The organism is Planotetraspora sp. GP83, from assembly GCF_041262585.1.
GTDB lineage: Bacteria > Actinomycetota > Actinomycetes > Streptosporangiales > Streptosporangiaceae > JAOEGB01.
This window is the reverse complement of sequence record NZ_JBGCBZ010000030.1, coordinates 58,043-75,694: the sequence shown is the minus strand read 5'-3', so window position 1 is coordinate 75,694 and position 17,652 is coordinate 58,043. Positions and strand designations below refer to the sequence as shown.

Annotated in this window: 14 protein-coding genes; 13 read left to right on the top strand and 1 reads right to left on the bottom strand. The window is 68.4% G+C overall.

Annotated elements, in window-relative coordinates; translation table 11 throughout:
- Positions 1-365: 365 nt before the first annotated feature.
- The 8 genes from ABH927_RS30710 (at position 366) to ABH927_RS30675 (ending at position 9,678) form a co-directional block, all read left to right on the top strand.
- The gene (locus ABH927_RS30710) at positions 366-3,356 is read left to right on the top strand and encodes a nitrate- and nitrite sensing domain-containing protein (RefSeq protein ID WP_370027340.1); all 2,991 of its coding nucleotides are present in this window, start codon (positions 366-368) and stop codon (positions 3,354-3,356) included.
- Positions 3,353-3,775, top strand: a complete 423-nt coding sequence (locus ABH927_RS30705; RefSeq protein ID WP_370027338.1) for a roadblock/LC7 domain-containing protein — start codon at positions 3,353-3,355, stop codon at positions 3,773-3,775. The genes ABH927_RS30710 and ABH927_RS30705 overlap by 4 nt, the downstream gene beginning before the upstream one ends.
- A gap of 144 nt (positions 3,776-3,919) precedes the next feature.
- Positions 3,920-4,315, top strand: coding sequence for a DUF742 domain-containing protein (locus tag ABH927_RS30700; protein ID WP_370027344.1), 396 nt, complete (start codon positions 3,920-3,922; stop codon positions 4,313-4,315).
- The gene (locus ABH927_RS30695; protein ID WP_370027336.1) at positions 4,296-4,880 is read left to right on the top strand and encodes an ATP/GTP-binding protein; all 585 of its coding nucleotides are present in this window, start codon (positions 4,296-4,298) and stop codon (positions 4,878-4,880) included. Before ABH927_RS30700 ends, ABH927_RS30695 begins: the two co-directional genes overlap by 20 nt.
- 283 nt (positions 4,881-5,163) lie before the next feature.
- Positions 5,164-8,145, top strand: coding sequence for a nitrate- and nitrite sensing domain-containing protein (locus tag ABH927_RS30690; RefSeq protein WP_370027334.1), 2,982 nt, complete (start codon positions 5,164-5,166; stop codon positions 8,143-8,145).
- Positions 8,142-8,564, top strand: a complete 423-nt coding sequence (locus ABH927_RS30685) for a roadblock/LC7 domain-containing protein (protein WP_370027332.1) — start codon at positions 8,142-8,144, stop codon at positions 8,562-8,564. Before ABH927_RS30690 ends, ABH927_RS30685 begins: the two co-directional genes overlap by 4 nt.
- Positions 8,565-8,636: 72 nt before the next feature.
- Positions 8,637-9,074 carry a DUF742 domain-containing protein gene (locus ABH927_RS30680; protein WP_370027330.1) on the top strand — a complete coding sequence of 146 codons (438 nt, stop codon included), beginning with the start codon at positions 8,637-8,639 and terminating at the stop codon, positions 9,072-9,074.
- A 43-nt stretch (positions 9,075-9,117) separates the two neighbouring features.
- On the top strand, positions 9,118-9,678 hold the full coding sequence (locus ABH927_RS30675) for an ATP/GTP-binding protein (protein ID WP_370027342.1): 561 nt from the start codon (positions 9,118-9,120) through the stop codon (positions 9,676-9,678).
- 396 nt (positions 9,679-10,074) lie between these two features.
- Here the strand turns inward: ABH927_RS30675 and ABH927_RS30670 are convergent, their stop codons facing one another.
- Positions 10,075-13,014 (bottom strand): nitrate- and nitrite sensing domain-containing protein, encoded by a 2,940-nt coding sequence (locus ABH927_RS30670; protein ID WP_370027329.1) that lies wholly within the window; start codon positions 13,012-13,014, stop codon positions 10,075-10,077.
- 363 nt (positions 13,015-13,377) lie between these two features.
- Here ABH927_RS30670 and ABH927_RS30665 point away from each other — a divergent pair, with 363 nt between their 5' ends.
- The 5 genes from ABH927_RS30665 to ffh all read left to right on the top strand — a co-directional run bounded on the left by ABH927_RS30665 (position 13,378) and on the right by ffh (position 17,642).
- Positions 13,378-14,625, top strand: a complete 1,248-nt coding sequence (locus ABH927_RS30665; RefSeq protein WP_370027327.1) for a sugar ABC transporter substrate-binding protein — start codon at positions 13,378-13,380, stop codon at positions 14,623-14,625.
- Positions 14,626-14,639: 14 nt separating this feature from the next.
- On the top strand, positions 14,640-15,065 hold the full coding sequence (locus ABH927_RS30660; protein WP_261581764.1) for a roadblock/LC7 domain-containing protein: 426 nt from the start codon (positions 14,640-14,642) through the stop codon (positions 15,063-15,065).
- Complete coding sequence (locus ABH927_RS30655; RefSeq protein WP_370027325.1) at positions 15,062-15,433, top strand: DUF742 domain-containing protein; 372 nt, start codon at positions 15,062-15,064, stop codon at positions 15,431-15,433. Before ABH927_RS30660 ends, ABH927_RS30655 begins: the two co-directional genes overlap by 4 nt.
- Positions 15,414-15,995 carry an ATP/GTP-binding protein gene (locus tag ABH927_RS30650; protein ID WP_370027324.1) on the top strand — a complete coding sequence of 194 codons (582 nt, stop codon included), beginning with the start codon at positions 15,414-15,416 and terminating at the stop codon, positions 15,993-15,995. Before ABH927_RS30655 ends, ABH927_RS30650 begins: the two co-directional genes overlap by 20 nt.
- A gap of 126 nt (positions 15,996-16,121) precedes the next feature.
- Complete coding sequence (ffh, locus tag ABH927_RS30645) at positions 16,122-17,642, top strand: signal recognition particle protein (RefSeq protein ID WP_370027322.1); 1,521 nt, start codon at positions 16,122-16,124, stop codon at positions 17,640-17,642.
- Positions 17,643-17,652 lie beyond the last annotated feature (10 nt).

Below are 17,652 nucleotides of genomic sequence, written 5' to 3'. Positions count from 1 at the left end.
ACGCCGAGCTCCGCTCTCGGTTGGAGGCGGCCGGTGCGGAGATCCGCCGTCGTGACGGACTGCGGGTCGCCGCCGACGCCATCGAGCGGATCGCCATCAAGTGAGATGGTTTGTCGCCAATAATCGCATTGATGGCTATTTCGGGCGAAATGCATGATTCGCCGATCTGGTAAGGGGCGTGCTCCAATTGCTTCTGCCCTTCGGAGTCTCCGATGCCACAGGAGCAACGGAGCCCTCAGATCGGCAAACAAGGCCGAGAGGTTGCGAGCGCAGTGACAACGCACGACCCGGAAGGTGGCCGAGCGCAGGGAGATGGGCCGGGGCATGCGGCTCCGGCGGGTTCGCACAGCTCGGGCGCGGCGTTCATGCGGTTGGGTAACTGGCGGGTGCGTTCCCGGCTGATCGCCCTGATTCTTCTGCCCACCGTGGTGGGCGTGCTGCTCGCCGGCGTACAGTTCGCTCAGTCGGTCAACACGGCGGCCGACTACCGGCGCTTCACCCAGTTGGCCGAGCTCGTCGCCCAACTCGACGACCTCACGCACAAGATCGCGCGGGAGCGGAACCACACCGCCTGGTACATCGCCGACAACCGGCGGGCGGCCAGGTTCGCCAAGGTCAGTGAACAGCAGAGCCAGGTCGACGAGGCCAGGGGCAAGGTGCTGGTCTCGCTGGCGGCCCTCGACGCGTCCCAGTCGCTCCGCGTCCGCAACCAGGCGGACGAGATCAGCAGATGGCTCAATGGTCTGCCAGGGCTTCGCAAGCTGATCGGCGACAGCAAGGTGGCGCCCCGAGCCGCGCTCGGCATGTACACCCGGATGATCGCAGCCCTCTCGTCCCTGCACGAGGACCTGGGCCGCACGGGCAACGACGAGCGTCTCTTCGGTGACAGCATCTCGCTCGCCGCCCTCAACAAGGCGAAGGAAGAGCAGTCCAGGCAGCAGGGCATCCTGACGGTGGCGCTCGCCGAAGGATCGCTCAACTACGACGACCTCGCGGACTTCCTCGGATCCGGGAAGACCCAGGACAGCCAGCTCGCGACCTTCCAGGCCGAGGCCGCGCCGGCGGATGCGCTGTTCTACAAGCAGACCGTGCGCGGCCTCCAGGTCGAGAAGGCGGACTCCCTCCGAGCGGGAGCGCTGGCCCAGCTTCGCGAGTACCGGGTGATCCGGGACCTCGACCGGACCCGTCCGGGCAATGACATCCGTCTGTGGTTCGACACCACCGGTACGGTCGTCGATCGGATGCGAAAGGTCGAAGAGCGGATCGCCGGTTCGGTCGTCGCTCAGGCCCGGACGCTGGAGAAGGGCGAGCAGCAGCGCGCGATCATCTCCGGTGTGCTCATCATGGTGCTGCTGGCCGTCGTCCTGGTGATCACCGCCGTGGTCGCGAGTTCGCTGACACGGCCCCTGCGCCGGCTGCGCCGAGAGGCGTTGGAGGTCGCCGGGCATCGCCTGCCGGACACGGTCCAGCGACTACGCGATTCGGGTGAGACAGCGGAGGTGCCGCAGGTCCAGCCGATCAGCGTCACCACGAGTGACGAGATCGGTCAGGTCGCGCGGGCGTTTGATGAGGTTCACCGTGAGGCTGTTCGGCTGGCGGGTGATGAGGCGCGGCTGCGTAGCAATGTGAATTCGATGTTTGTGAACTTGTCGCGTCGTACGCAGACGTTGGTGGAGCGGCAGCTGTCGTTGATCGAGGGTCTTGAGCAGGGGGAGCAGGACGAGCAGCGGTTGGGCAATCTGTTCAAGCTGGATCATCTGGCTACCCGTATGCGGCGTAACAGTGAGAACCTGCTGGTCCTCGCGGGTCAGGAGGCCGCTCGTCGGTGGGGTCAGCCGGTTCCGATCGTCGACATCGCGCGGGCCGCGCTGTCGGAGGTCGAGAACTATGAGCGGGTAATCCTCCAGGTGCAGCCTGGGGTCGCGGTGGTCGGCCAGTCGGTGAACGACGTGGTGCACCTGGTGGCCGAGTTGGTGGAGAACGCGATTTCGTTCTCCCCCCGGGAGACCAAGGTGACCGTGTCGAGTTATCGTATCGACGCTGGCGGTGTGGTCATTTCCGTAAGTGACACGGGCATCGGTATGACCGGAGAGGAGCTGGCTCAGGCGAACCACCGGCTGGCCAACCCTCCGGTCGTGGACGTCTCCGTGTCCCGGCGGATGGGCCTGTTCGTGGTCGGCCGCCTGGCGCTCCGCCACGGCGTCCGGGTGCAACTCCGGCAGCAGGACACGGGTGGCGTGACGGCCATGGTGCTCCTTCCCGAGTCGCTGCTCGCCCAGCCGGGTAGCGCCTTCTCCGGCGTTCCCGGCATGCCACAGCCCGGGTTGACCAGCCCGATGCCGGCGATGGGCGGCGGTTCCCTGTTCGGTGCTCCGGGGGCTGACGCTCCGGTGTTGGGCAGCCCCCCGGCCTTCGAGTCCATGCCGCGGACGCCGGTGTTCGGCGCGGACGCGCCCGGTGTGGGTGTCCCGGCCGGCGGCGCGGGTGGCCCGTTCGCCCGCGGCCCGTTCGAGACCTTCTCCCCGGAGAGCATGGGCCGCGAGGCCGATCCGTTCGCGCGCAATCCGTTCGACGCCGGCGGGTTCGATCGCGGTGCGGCACAGTCCGATCCCTTCGCGAACAACCCGTTCGGAGGCGGTGGTCTCGACCGTCCGTTCGGTACGGACCCGTTCGACGCGAACCCGTTCGACACCAATCCGTTCGATCGTGGCCTGGTCGGGGAGGCTCCGGTCGACACACCGTGGCCCGGGCACCTGCCTCCTCCGGGGAGCACCTCGTGGCCGGGGCCGGCTCCGGACGGCGCCGGGCGGTCAGGGCAACGCCCCGGGCGCGGGCCGTTCGGCGGCGACGTCGACAACACCGGACCACTTCCCGTGGTGCGGAGCTCGCCGCTGGAGGCGGCGGAGGAGTTCCTGCCGATCTTCGCCGCGGTGGAGTCGGATTGGTTCAAGAAGGTCGACATCCCGGGTGAGGCGGCCGGCTCCGCCGCGGAGTCGGCGGAGCCGAAGTCGTGGTCGTCTCCCGCGGACGTGGGTTGGCAGGCGGCCAGGGCGGCGAGTGAGCCGGTGCTCGGAGGGACGACGTCTTCCGGGTTGCCGAAGCGGGTCCCCAAGGCCAACCTGGTGCCCGGCTCGGCCGTCGCATCCGCCCCAGCCGAACCCGCGGCGCCCCCGGCGGCCGACCCCCCGCCTGTGCTGTCGCCTGAGCGTGTGCGCAACAGGCTCGCCGGCTTCCAGCAGGGCGTCCGGCAGGGACGGGCGGTCGCCCGGGGCGAGGCCGGTGAGGATCAGGGATATCCGGGGGCGCTACCACTAGGTGACGCCGCTGCTCAGGACATCGAAAAGGAGGACACATGAGGGAAATGAGCCAGGCCGCCCGCGGCGTCAACTGGTTGATCACCGATTTCGTGAACAACGTGCCCGGAGTGGCCCACGCGGTCGTGGTGTCGGCGGATGGGCTGCCGTTGGCGTACTCCGACGGGTTCCCCAAGGACAGGGCGGACCAGTTGGCCGCGGTGTCGGCGGGGTTGATCAGTTTGACGCAGGGCGCCTCGCGGGTGTTCGAGGGCGGGACCGTGGCGCAGACCGTGGTCGAGATGCAGCGAGGGCTCCTCATGATCATGTCGATCAGTGACGGGTCGTGCCTGACAGTGCTCGCGGCGGCGGATTCGGACATGGGTCTGGTGGCGTACCAGATGACGTTGCTGGTGGAGCGCGCGGGTCAGGTGCTGACACCGGCGGTCCGGGCCGAGCTCCAGGCGTCGCGTCCAAGGTGACAGACGGTCCGGAGCGGTCGAGCACAGGGCGGAGGAGACGCCCTGTGCTCGAAGCGGTCAGGCGGTCGGTGAGTTCCCGAGTGAGGACGATCAGGTCAGGAGGACGTTGTGGCAGGCGGCTGGAGCAATGATCCATATCCGCCGGTGGACGACGCCCACTGGCACTACGGCGGCGCCAACCCCGCCCCGGGCCCCGGCCCGGCTGAGCCGAGCTCCCTGGTGCGCCCGTACGCGGTGACGGGTGGGCGTACGGCACCGCGCGTCCAGTTGGCCATGGAGGCGCTGGTGTCCTCCGCCACGGTTCACCAGGATCTGTCCGCCCTCACCCCGGAGCGTCAGGCGATCAGTTCGCTGTGCCGCCAGGTGCGGTCGGTCGCCGAGATCTCGGCGCTGCTGCGCATCCCGCTGGGCGTGGTGCGTATCGTGATCGCCGATATGGCGGCGGAGGGGTTGGTGCACGTGCACCAACCGCAGCTGGACGCGGGCAAGCCGGATCTGAACTTGCTGGAAAGGGTGCTCATTGGACTTCGCAGGCTCTAGCGGTGGCCTCACCTCGACGAAGATCGTCGTCGCGGGTGGTTTCGGCGTGGGGAAGACGACGTTCGTTGGGGCGGTGTCGGAGATCGTGCCGTTGACGACCGAGGCGGTGATGACGGACGCGTCGGCGGGGATCGACGATCTCGGGTTGACGCCCAACAAGACCACGACCACCGTGGCGATGGACTTCGGGCGGGTGTCGCTTGATCGGGACCTGATTCTTTATCTGTTCGGGACGCCTGGTCAGCACCGTTTCTGGTTCATGTGGGACGACCTGGTCCGCGGGGCCATCGGTGCGATCGTGCTGGTGGACACGCGGCGGCTCGCCGACAGCTTTCCCGCGGTGGACTACTTCGAGGAGGCCCAACTCCCGTTCGTGGTCGCGATCAACGGTTGGGGCGGACAGTACTCCCACGGGGAGGACGAGGTGCGCGAGGCGCTGACGCTCTCGCCGCATGTCCCGATCGTCCGCACCGACGCCCGCAACCGCGAATCGGTGAAGTCCACGCTCATCAGCTTGGTGGAATATGTCTTGACGGTCCGTATGGCCCACGGACGCCCCTTCTGAGACGTCCCGTTCCGCGTGGGGCGGCACCGGTCCGGTGCGCCGACGTTCTGTCAACGCCCTTCCCTTCAGGGCACAATTTGGTGATGAAGCCGACCGAATATCTCGCTAATTAACACCATTAACGCGGCTTTCTGAGTTATTTGTGCACGGGCCTTTAGCTGGCCTCACCGGTTTCGGTGTGTTGCAATTACCTTCGCCTGCAGGAAGTCTCTGGTGTCCCGCCTGCCACACATGAGAGACATATCCCTCCTGCGCGCACGTTCGGCGAGAGGTTGCGACGCCTGTGAGGACAAAAGAGGCCCGAACCGATGAGAGCCCCGCTATCGGGGCCTCGGCTGAGCCGGAGCCGGCCGAGGGAAGCCGGTTTCTCCTGCGCAACTGGCGGGTGCGCTCGCGCCTCGTGGCGCTGATCCTCATCCCCACGATGGCGGCGCTGCTGCTCGGCGGTCTCCGACTGCTCACCTCGGTCAACACGGCGGCCGACTACCAACGGGTCAACGACCTGGCGCGGCTCGTGGACAGCCTGGCCGGCCTCACCCACGAGTTGCAGGCCGAGCGGGACAGCGCGGCCTGGAACGCCGCCATCGGCAGGCCGCAGAAGACCACCGCCATGGTGCTCACACAGATCGGGTCGGCGGGCGAAACGGCGAAGCATGTCCGGAAACTGGCCACCAGCCTCCGGTCCGAGGTCGGCGGCCGCGCCGGGGACGAGATCGAGCACATCATCGGCAAGCTCGACGGCCTCGAGCCGCTGCGCGACCAGGCCGTTCGCGGCAAGCTGCTGCCGAGCGCCGTCATGGTGCAATATTCCCTCGTCATCGACGATCTCCTGGCGTTGCAGGACGAGCTCGCCACGGGCACGCGGGACGACCGGCTCGCCGGCATGTCGGTCGCTCTCTCCGCGCTGGCCAAAGCCAAGGACAGCGTCTCCCAGCAGCGTGGCCTGCTCACCGCCGTGCTGCCCGTCGGCCGGTTCGACCAGGCACAGCTCAAGGACGTCCTCGGCGCCCTGTCCGTGGAGGAGACCGAGCTCAGGACCTTCCGTAAGAACGCGACGAGGGAGGAGCGGGCGGACTACGACCAGACGGTCTCCGGGACCACGGTCGACCGGGCGGAGTTCCTCCGCACCCTCGTGCTCGACCGGGCCAGCGCGGGTTTCCCACTGAAGGGCCTCGACCTCACGGCGCCCGATGACGCCGGCGAGTGGTTCGACGCGATGACACAGCCCATCGGCCGCATGCGGGCGGTGGAGGCGAGGCTCACCTCCGCGATCGTCGCCCGGAGCCGGATGCTCAAGGACGACGAGCGGCAACGCGCGATCTTCGTTGGCGCGGCGGTCGCCGCGCTGCTGATCGTGGTGCTCCTCATCACGATCGGCGTCGCCCAGTCGCTGGTCCGCCCGCTCCGGCGGCTGCGTAATGAGGCGTTGGAGGTCGCCGGACGTCGCCTGCCTGACACGGTTCAGCGACTACGGGAGTCCGGCGAGATCCCGGTGCTGGCCCCGATCGGGGTGGTCTCCCGCGACGAGATCGGTCAGGTCGCGCGGGCGTTTGATGAGGTTCACCGTGAGGCTGTTCGGCTGGCGGGTGATGAGGCGCGGCTGCGTAGCAATGTGAATTCGATGTTTGTGAACTTGTCGCGTCGTACGCAGACGTTGGTGGAGCGGCAGCTGTCGTTGATCGATGGTTTGGAGCAGGGTGAGCAGGACGAGCAGCGCCTCGGGAATCTGTTCAAGTTGGATCATTTGGCTACGCGTATGCGGCGTAATAGTGAGAATTTGTTGGTTCTTGCTGGTCAGGAGCCTGCGCGGCGGTGGGGTCAGCCGGTGCCGGTTGTGGATGTGGTGCGTGCGGCTTTGTCGGAGGTTGAGAACTATGAGCGGGTGAGTGTTCAGGTGCAGCCGGGGGTGGCTGTGGTGGGCCAGTCGGTGAACGACGTGGTGCATCTGGTGGCCGAGTTGGTGGAGAACGCGATTTCGTTTTCGTCTCGGGAGACGAAGGTGTCGGTGTCGAGTAGCCGCGTCGATGGCGGGGGTGTGATCATCTCTGTGAGTGATGTGGGTATCGGCATGACGGTTGAGGAGTTGGATCAGGCGAACCACCGGCTGGCCAACCCTCCGGTGGTGGACGTCTCCGTGTCCCGGCGGATGGGTTTGTTCGTGGTGGGTCGTTTGGCGTTGCGTCATGGGATCCGGGTGCAGTTGCGGCAGCAGGTCACGGGTGGCGTGACGGCCATGGTGCTCCTTCCCGAGTCGCTGCTCGCCCAGCCGGGTAGCGCCTTCTCCGGCGTTCCCGGCATGCCACAGGTCGACCTGACCGCTCCCGCGTCGAGGCTCGGGCCGGCTCCAGAGGGCGGTGCCCCGTCGCCCAGCGCCCGGACTCTTACCAGCCCCACGCCGATCGAGGCGATGCGGACGCCGGTGTTCGGCGCGGACGCGCCCGGCGTGGGCGCCCCGGCCGGTGGCGCGGGTGGTGACCCGTTCGAGCGCGGCCCGTTCGAGACCTTCCCGAGCGAGAACCCGGTCCCGCTCCCGCGCGAGAACCCGGCCCCGCGCGAGAACACCGCCCCGCGCGAGAACCCGGCGCGTGACGCCGATCCGTTCGCGCGCGGTCCGTTCGGCTCTCGCTGCCAGGCTCCGGTCGACACCCCGTGGCCGGGGAGTCTGCCGCCTCCGGGGAGTTCGTCATGGCCCGGACCGCCCCAGGACGGCGGAGGCCGGCCGGGACGTCCCGGGCGCGGTCCGTTCGACGCCGAGATGGACCACACGGGCCCGCTCCCCGAAGTGCGCACCTCACCGCTGGAGGCCGAGGAGGAGTTCTTGCCGATCTTCGCGGCGGTGGAGTCCGGCTGGTTCAGGAGGGTCGAGACGCCCGCGGAGGAGACCGGCTCCGGCGGCAAGCCGGCGGTGGAGTCCACGACGTGGTCGTCCCCGGCGGACGCGGGCTGGCAGGCCGCCCAAGCGGTGAGCGAACCCGCGCGGGGCGGTGTCACCGCCTCGGGGCTGCCCAGGCGCGTCCCCAAGGCCAACCTGGTGCCGGGTTCGGCGACGCCGCCGGTCGCCAAGCACGCCGCCTCCCCGGCGGCCGGTCCGCCGCTTCCGCTCTCCCCAGAGCGTGTGCGCAGCAGACTCGCCGGCTTCCAGCAGGGCGTCCGGCAGGGACGGGCGGTCGCCGCCCAGGGGGAGGACGGCGATCGGCAGGGGCGTCCCGGGGTGGCGCCGCTGGGCGATGCCGACGCTCAGGAGATCAAGAAAGAGGACGCATGAGGGAAACGAGCCGGGCCGCCCGCGGCGTCAACTGGTTGATCACCGATTTCGTGAACAACGTGCCCGGAGTGGCCCACGCGGTCGTGGTGTCGGCGGATGGGCTGCCGTTGGCGTACTCCGACGGGTTCCCCAAGGACAGGGCGGACCAGTTGGCGGCGGTGTCGGCGGGGTTGATCAGTTTGACGCAGGGCGCCTCGCGGGTGTTCGAGGGCGGGACCGTGACGCAGACCGTGGTCGAGATGCAGCGAGGGCTACTCATGATCATGTCGATCAGTGACGGATCCTGTCTTGCGGTGCTGGCCGCGGCGGATTCAGATATGGGTCTGGTGGCGTATCAAATGACGTTGCTGGTGGAGCGCGCGGGTCAGGTGCTGACACCGGCGGTCCGGGCCGAGCTTCAGGCCTCGCAGCCGCGGTGACGGACGGCTCGGGGCCGGGGGGTTGGTGAGTCCCCGAAAGGGGTGCGGGCACGACCAGGTCAGGAGGACGTTGTGGCAGGCAGCGGCTGGAGCAATGATCCATATCCACCGGTGGACGACGCCCACCGGCACTACGGCGGCACAACCCCCGCCTCTGACCCCGGCCCGGCCGAGCCGAGCTCCATGGTGCGGCCGTACGCGGTGACCGGGGGGCGTACGGCCCCGCGGCTCCGCCTCGCGATGGAGGCGCTGGTGTCCTCCGCGACCGTGGTCCCCCAGGATCTGTCCACGTCCACCCCCGAGCGTCAGGCGATCAGCTCGCTGTGCCGCCAGGTGCGGTCGGTCGCCGAGATCTCGGCGCTGCTGCGCATCCCGCTGGGCGTGGTGCGTATCGTGATCGCCGATATGGCGGCGGAGGGGTTGGTGCACGTGCATCAGCCGCAACTGGACGCGGGCAAGCCGGATCTGAACGTGCTGGAAAGGGTGCTCAGTGGACTTCGCAGGCTCTAGGGACTTCGCAGGCTCTAGGGACTTCGCCGTCCCCAGCCGTGGGCTGACTTCGACGAAGATCGTGGTAGCCGGGGGGTTCGGCGTGGGGAAGACGACGTTCGTTGGGGCGGTGTCGGAGATCGTGCCGTTGACGACCGAGGCGGTGATGACGGACGCGTCGGCGGGGATCGACGATCTCGGGTTGACGCCCAACAAGACCACGACCACCGTGGCGATGGACTTCGGGCGGGTGTCGCTTGATCGGGACCTGATTCTGTATCTGTTCGGGACGCCTGGTCAGCACCGTTTCTGGTTCATGTGGGACGACCTCGTGCGCGGTGCCATCGGGGCGGTCGTCCTGGTGGACACGCGGCGGCTCGCCGACGGCTTCCCGGCGATCGACTACTTCGAGGAGGCCGAGTTGCCGTTCGTCGTCGGCGTCAACGGCTTCGACGGACGCTACCCGCACGCCGAGAACGAAGTGCGGGACGCGTTGACCCTGGCGCCGCACATCCCCGTGGTTCGCACGGACGCCCGCAACCGAGACTCGGTCAAGAACACGCTCATCAGTCTTGTCGAGCACGCGCTGACCATGCGGATCACCGCGAGCGGCTGGACGCGCTAGGGCCCCTTAGCGCGCCGGTCAAGTAAGGGAGAAAGGTGTGGCCCCCGCCCGCCCCACCCTTGCCGCGTGATCATGCACATGTTCCCGCACGCACCGTCTTACCTGGTGCTTTATGGAGCGTGATCATGCATGACGAGGGTGCGCCCGACGGATGGACACCGCATGATCACAAACGGTGTCGGCACTGATCAGACCGCGTACGGCGGAATCCATGCATGATCACGATCCGGGGAACCGCACGTCCCCGCGCTTCCCGGGAAACCCTGCATGATCACGGCGACGGGTGCCTGACCGGCGCGCTAGTCGGCCTCCGGTGGTGGGTGTCCCCTGGGCGCCCGATGAAAAGGCCCGGCCGCCGGATCACTCCGGCGGCCGGGCCTCACTTCGCGTACCGGATCACTCCGATGGCTTGGGCTCCTCGTTCCGCAGGGCCGCCCGTCCCTCGCGCAGGCCGCGCTGGAAGCTTGAGAGGCGGCTCCGCACCGCGTCGGGGGAGGCAGGCGGGCGGGGCGGCTCGGACGCCGGCGCGGCAGCGGCGGCGGCGGCGTTGACGGAGCCCGGGATCAGGTTCGCCTTCGGCTGCCGCTTCGGCAGGCCCGAGGTGGTGACGCCGCCCAGGGTGGGTTCGCTGAACGTGGCGGCCGCGACCTGCCATCCGTGGTCGGCGGGAGACTGGTCCCACTGGACGTCCTCCCCGCGCCTCTTGCGGAACCAGTCGGACTCGACGGCCGAGAAGATCGGCAGGAACTCCTCTTCCGTGTCCATGGACGGGATGCCGACCTGCGGTAGGGGGCCGGTGGCGTCCTCGTCCTGTGCCTTCCGGTTGAACCGCCGCACGTGGGTGAAATTGTCCGGCGGGGCCGAGGCGGGGCCGGGTGACGCCATCGCCGGCTGCTGCGGTTCACCCCAGGCATGAGGACCGGAGTGGTCCGGCCCCAGCGGCTGTGCGAACGGGTCAGCGGCGGCCGGCTGTGCGAACGGGTCCGAGGGGAACGGCTGCGAGAACGGGTCCGAGGCGGCCGGCTGGGCGAACGGGTCGGCGGCGGCCGGCTGTGCGAACGGGTCCGAGGGGAACGACTGCGAGAACGGGTCCGAAGGAGTCGGCTGGGCGAAGGGATCCGAGGGGAACGACTGCTGCCCGAAAGCCGGTGGGGATCCGAACGGCTGCGCGGGGACGGGCGGCTGCCCGAACGGCTGCTGGGCCGGGACGGGCTGCTGCTGTCCGAATGACTGTCCGAACTGCGGCTGTCCGAACTGCGGCTGCCCGAAGGGCTGCTGACCGAACTGCGGCTGGTTGAGCTGGGGCTGGTTGAGCTGGGGCTGGTTGAGCTGGGGCTGGCCGAACTGGGGCTGATTGACCCCCGCGCCGACGAGGAGGTTCTCGGGCACCAGCACCATGGCGGTCACGCCGCCGCCGTCCTGCTGGCGGAGTTGCACGCGGATGCCGTGCCGATGGGCCAGGCGCGCGACCACGAAGAGGCCCATGCGCCGGGACACGGAGACGTCGGGCTCCGGCGGGTTGGCCAGGCGGTAGTTCACGATGGACAGCTCGTCGCCGGTGATGCCGATGCCGCGGTCGCTGATGGAGATCATCAGCCCGCCGCCGTCGATCCGGTTGGTCGAGATCGTGACCTTCGTCTGGGGCGGGGAGAAGGAGATGGCGTTCTCCACCAACTCGGCGATCAGGTGGATCCCGTCGTTCACGGAGCCGCCCACGACCGACACGTCGGAGATGACCTGCATGGTCACCCGCTCGTAGCCTTCGACCTCGGACAGCGCGGCGCGGACGACGTCGATCACCGGGATCGGCTGGCTCCATCGCCGTGCGGGCTCCTGGCCGGCGAGGACCAGCAGGTTCTCGCTGTTGCGGCGCATGCGGGTCGCGAGATGGTCAAGCCGGAACAGGTGCGCGAGCCGCTCCTCGTCCTCTTCTCCCTGCTCCAGCCCGTCGATGAGGCTGAGCTGCCGCTCGACCAGTGATTGGCTTCGCCGTGAAAGGTTGACGAACATCGCGTTGACGTTGGTGCGGAGCGCGGATTCCTGCGCCGCCAGCCGTACGGCCTCGCGGTGGACCTCGTCGAACGCCCGGGCGACTTCACCGATCTCGTCCTTCGCGGTCACCCGGATCGGGGTCACCTCGACGTTGGCCGCGGCTCCTCCATCGAGCTCGCGGACCTTCTGGACGGTCTGCGGAAGGCTCTGGCCGGCGATGTAGAGGGCCTCTCTCCGGAGCTGGCGCAGGGGCCTGATGAGAGAGCGCACCACGATGAGGGTGACGGCGAAGACGATGAGGAGGAGCACGAGCATCGACACCGCGAGGGTGATCGCCGTCTGCCGCTCGTTCTGCTGCTGCAGCCGGCTACCGGTGAGGACCTCGCCCTCCAGGCGCTGCTCCACCGTACGCATCCGGTCGATCGTCGCGGTCGCGGCGTTGAACCACTGGCGGGGATCAGTCGCGCCGGTCCGCAGGCCCTGGCGCAGCCGGGCGACGGCCTGCGCCTTGATGGCCTCGGCCTTGGTCACCTCGGGGCCGCTGACGGTCCCGGCGTAGAAGTGCAGGTCCTCGATCGAGGATCGGGCCTGGAAGTTCGTGATGGCGGTCTGCTGCGCGCTGACGGAGCCGAGGACACCGGTGAGGGTGTCGGAGTTCGCCCGGCCCGCCACGATCGCGTCGACCAGGAGGGCGCGCTGGCGCGACATCTCCTCCTTGGCCTCGGAGACGCTGGTCAGCGCGAGCACCTGGCGGCGCAGGTCGGCGTCCGTGACCTCGTTGCTCAGCGCCTCGTAGACGCGGCGGACGTCGTCGATCATCGCGGAGTACGCCTGGACCGTGACGATCGGCGTCAGGCCCTTGGCGCTCAGGCCGATGTCCCGCAGCCCCTTCAGGCCGTTGAGCCAGCGTTCGACGCGGGTGACGGAGTCGACGACGTCGAGCTTCTGGCCCGGGTCGAGCGCCCCGATGGAGGTCAGAACCTGCGAGCCGATCCGGTCGGAGATGACCGTCTGGTTCTTGGCGGCGTCCTTCCGGCCCGGCCCCGCGGGACGGGCGATGTACCAGACCATGAGGTCCCGCTCCAGCGCCAGCTCGTGGTTCAGGCTGCCGAGCTGCTGCACGAGAAGCGCGAGCTGTGTCAGGCGGCGGTAGTCGTCGGCGGTCCGCAGCGCCGTGGTGACACGCATGCTGCCCAGCAGGACCGCCGCCACCGTCGGGATGATGATGAGCGCGACCAGTCGCGGGCGTACGCGCCAGGTGGGAAGTGTTAAGCGTCGGCCGCGTTTGCCCTTGCCTTCCGGCGGCGAGGCCGTCGCGGGGGTGGCGGCCTCAGATGCGCCCACTCGGTCGAGGCTGGGAGCCGTTCCGGTTCTCATCAGACACCGCTACCTCTCGTCGCCCTCCGAGGGGCAGACGATCCACATCGTTGACCTCCGTCACAGAGGTCCTGCGAGCATGACTGAGCTATGGGAGCACAGATTAGCGATCAGGACAACGTGCAGCAGGGCACATGTGCGGCGAATGGCATTTTATTGTCAGATGTCACGTTAAGGACGTTTTTCGCCGTCTGACTTTTTGGAACGGTTCAACGCCTCCTGGCGCCCGGCATTTCTTGACATCTACCCATTTTTGAAGGTAGGCATTCCTGGTTCGCTCGGGCGGGGACCGCCCCTCTCAGGACACCTAAGCAAAGGGAAGACAGGCACATGAGCCGCCAGCCCGGGATGTTGATCGCCGCAGCTGTCACCGCGCTGATCGTCACCGCGTGTACGGGTGGAGGGGGCGGCGCCAAGGAGCCCACCTCCGGTAAGACGACGATCACCTGGTGGGACTACTTCGGCTACTCACCGGACTCCGACCAGGCGGTCAACTCGCTTATCAAGAAGTACGAGGACAGCCACCCCGACGTGGACATCCAGCGGACCGCCATCGGCTTCGGCGACTTCCGCACCAAGCTGATCCAGGCGGCGGCGTCGGGCAACTTCCCGGACATCGCGGCCATCGACAACAGCGACGTCCCCGTGTTCGCCACCCAGGGGGCCCTGGCGGACCTGACGTCCAAGATGACGGATTGGCCACAGAAGACGCAGTACCTGGATTTCGTCCTTAAGAGTGTCCAGTATGCCGGGAAGTACTACGGAGTTCCTTTCCGTAGCAATACGACAGCGCTCTGGTACAACAAGGACATGTTCCAGGAAGCGGGCATCAGCTCGCCGCCCCAGACATGGCAGGAACTGCGTGTCGACGCCAAGAAACTGACCAACGACAAACACTCGGGCATCTGTTTCTCGGCGGCGGCCACAGAGGAAGGCACCTGGACCTTCCTTCCCGCCCTCTGGCAGGCGGGTGGCGACGTCTCGAAGATCGGCAGCCAGGCTACCGTAGAGGCCCTGTCGTACTACAACGACCTGGTCAACGTGGACAAGAGCGCTCCCAAGTCCGTCCTCCAGTGGGGCCAGTCCGACATCGGCGCGCAGTTCGGCTCGGGCGTTTGCGCGATGATGTTCAACGGCCCGTGGGTGCTGGGCTCCGTCGAGAAGGGCAAGTTCTCCTGGGGTGTGGCCCCATGGCCCAAGGGTGTGGCCGGCACGGCCTCCCCGCTCGGCGGTGAGGTGTGGGGGATCAGCAAGAAGACCGCCAACCTCGACGCGGTCTGGCAGTTGGCCGACTGGCTCGCCAACCCGGCCAACAGCAAAGAGGAGATCTCCAAGGGCCTGGGCAGCATCCCCAACCGCAAGGACACCCTGCACGACCCCGCCTGGGTCTGGCACCCCATGGTGAAGGCGTTCGCCGACCAGATGCCCGACGCCCGGCCCCGCGGCCTGTACGGCCCCAAGTACGCCCAGATCTCCGAGGCCGTCTGGACGATGGAGCAGCAGGTGCTCTCCGGTGCGAAGAGCCCGCAGGACGCGGCGGTCGAGGCGCAGACGAAGATTCTTCCCCTTCTGTCGTGACCGGAGGACCCGTAATGCAGGAGTTCAGCCAGGCCGCACGCGGCATCAACTGGCTCGTCAGCGAGTTCGTCTCCTCGGCGCCGGGCGTCGCGCACGCCGTCGTGGTGTCCGCCGACGGGCTTCCGCTGGCGTACTCGAACGGATTCCCCAAGGACCGCGCCGACCAGCTCGCCGCCGTGGCGGCCGGCCTGGTCAGCCTCACGGCGGGCGCGTCCCGGGTCTTCGAGGGCGGCCCCGTGACCCAGACCGTGGTCGAGATGCAGCGCGGCCTGCTGCTGATCATGTCGATCAGCGACGGGTCCTGCCTGGCGGTGCTCGCGTCGGCGGACTCGGACATGGGCCTGGTGGCCTACCAGATGACGCTGCTCGTGGACCGGGCGGGGCAGGTGCTGACCCCGGCGGTCCGCGCCGAGCTCCAGGCGTCCCAGCCGCGGACATGAGCATGGATCAGTGGGGTCAGCCGTACCAGCGCGATCCCGCGTCGCCCGTCCGCCCGTACGCCGTGACGGGCGGACGCACCGCGCCTCGGATGCAGCTCGCGCTGGAAGCCCTGGTGTCGAGCGCCACAGCGAACAGCGACCTCACCAACCGGTCGCCCGAGTGGCGCGCCATCAGCGCGCTCTGCCGCCAGGTGCGGTCGGTCGCCGAGGTGTCGGCACTGCTGCGCATCCCCCTCGGGGTCGTACGGATCCTCATCGCCGACATGACCGCCGAAGGGTTCCTGCATGTGCACCAGCCGCAGCTGGACGCGGGCAGGCCGGATGTGAACTTGCTGGAAAGGGTGCTCAGTGGACTTAGAAGGCTCTAGTCGCGGCCTCACCTCCGCGAAGATCGTCGTGGCCGGCGGCTTCGGTGTGGGGAAGACGACCTTCGTCGGAGCCGTCTCCGAGATCGTGCCGTTGACGACCGAGGCGGTGATGACCGACGCCGCCAAGGACGTCGACGACATCGGCCTCATCCCGAACAAGACCACCACCACGGTGGCCATGGACTTCGGGCGCGTGTCCCTGGACAAGGACCTGATCCTGTACCTGTTCGGCACGCCCGGCCAGCACCGGTTCTGGTTCATGTGGGACGACCTCGTGCGCGGGGCGATCGGCGCGGTGGTGCTGGTCGACATGCGGCGGCTCGCCGACAGCTTCCCGGCGGTCGACTACTTCGAGGAGGCCGAACTGCCGTTCATCGTCGGCGTCAACGGCTTCGACGGCCAGTTCACCCACGGTGAGGAGGAGATCAGGGAGGCCCTCACCATCTCTCCGGGCATCCCGATCGTCCGCACCGACGCGCGGTCCCGGGAGTCGGTCAAGAACACCCTCATCACCCTCGTCGAGCACGCGCTGACCAGCCGGGTGGGGGCGGCCCGGTGGTGACCCGGTGGTGATGGGGCCGCGCCCGACGCGGCGACTCGGGCGCGAAAGCCGTGTGGACGGATAGGCTGGGGGCACCCGACCCATACGTCCATCGACCGTCCATTCGCTTCGAGGCTGGCCAATCACGTGTTCGAGACCCTTTCCGACCGGCTGACTTCGGTCTTCTCCTCCCTTCGGTCCAAAGGCAGGCTTTCCGACGCCGACATCGACGCGACCTGCCGCGAGATCCGCATCGCGCTGCTCGAGGCGGACGTCGCGCTGCCCGTCGTCAAGGACTTCGTGGCACGGGTCAAGGAGAGGGCTCGCGGAGCCGAGGTCTCCCAGGCCCTCAACCCCGCCCAGCAGGTCGTCAAGATTGTCAATGACGAGCTGATCGAGATCCTCGGCGGCGAGACGCGCAGGCTGCGCTACGCCAAGACGCCGCCGACCGTGATCATGCTCGCGGGTCTCCAGGGCTCGGGTAAGACCACGCTCGCGGGCAAGCTCGCCAAGTGGCTCCGCGACCAGGGGCACGCCCCGCTGCTCGTGGCCTGTGACCTGCAGCGCCCCAACGCCGTCCAGCAGCTCTCGGTCGTGGCCGATCGGGCCGAGGTCGCCGTCTACGCGCCGGAGCCCGGCAACGGCGTCGGCGACCCCGTGGCGGTGGCCAGGCAGTCGATCGACCACGCGCGGCGGCAGCAGTACGACGTGGTCATCGTCGACACCGCCGGCCGTCTGGGCATCGACCAGGAGCTGATGCGACAGGCGGCCGACATCCGCGACGCGATCAGCCCCGACGAGGTCCTGTTCGTGGTCGACGCGATGATCGGCCAGGACGCCGTGACCACCGCGCAGGCGTTCATGGACGGAGTCGGCTTCGACGGGGTCGTCCTCACCAAGCTCGACGGCGACGCCCGGGGCGGCGCGGCCCTGTCGGTCCGGCATGTGACCGGCCGCCCGATCATGTTCGCGTCCACTGGTGAGAAGCTGGCCGACTTCGACGCCTTCCACCCGGACCGCATGGCGGGCCGCATCCTCGACATGGGTGACATCCTCACCCTGATCGAGCAGGCCCAGAAGACCTTCGACGAGCAGGAAGCCGCCAAGATGGCGGGCAAGCTCGTCTCCGGCGACGGCTTCACGCTCGACGACTTCCTCGAGCAGATGATGATGGTCCGCCGGATGGGGCCCATCAAGAACCTGCTCGGCATGATGCCCGGCATGGGGCAGATGCGCGACCAGCTCAACCAGGTCGACGACCGCGACCTCGACCGCATCGCCGCGATCATCCGCTCGATGACGCCGGGCGAGCGGCAGGACCCAAAGATCATCAACGGCTCCCGCCGCGCCCGTATCGCGGGCGGCTCCGGCGTGACCGTCACCGAGGTGAGCAGCCTCGTCGTCCGCTTCTTCGAGGCCCAGAAGATGATGAAGCGGATGACCCAGGGCATGGGCATTCCCGGCATGCCGGGCGGCCGCAAGTCTCAGAAGGCGCAGAAGCCCAAGAAGGGCCGCCGCGTGAGCGGCGACCCCCGCAAGGCGGGCCAGGCCAAACCGGGATCCGGGACCGGGCCCGAAGCCGTTCAGCCGCCCAAGGGGATGCTCGGCAACCTCCAGCTCCCGCCCGGTTTCGACCCCTCGAAGCTCAACCTCCCCGGTCAGAACTAGCCGGTCAGAA

Coding starts and splice junctions, on each gene's coding strand:
- ABH927_RS30685 (WP_370027332.1), top strand. CDS start 8,142: ATGAGGGAAACGAGCCGGGCCGCCCGCGGCGTCAACTGGTTGATCACC.
- ABH927_RS30710 (WP_370027340.1), top strand. CDS start 366: ATGCGGTTGGGTAACTGGCGGGTGCGTTCCCGGCTGATCGCCCTGATT.
- ABH927_RS30665 (WP_370027327.1), top strand. CDS start 13,378: ATGAGCCGCCAGCCCGGGATGTTGATCGCCGCAGCTGTCACCGCGCTG.
- ABH927_RS30705 (WP_370027338.1), top strand. CDS start 3,353: ATGAGGGAAATGAGCCAGGCCGCCCGCGGCGTCAACTGGTTGATCACC.
- ABH927_RS30660 (WP_261581764.1), top strand. CDS start 14,640: ATGCAGGAGTTCAGCCAGGCCGCACGCGGCATCAACTGGCTCGTCAGC.
- ABH927_RS30655 (WP_370027325.1), top strand. CDS start 15,062: ATGAGCATGGATCAGTGGGGTCAGCCGTACCAGCGCGATCCCGCGTCG.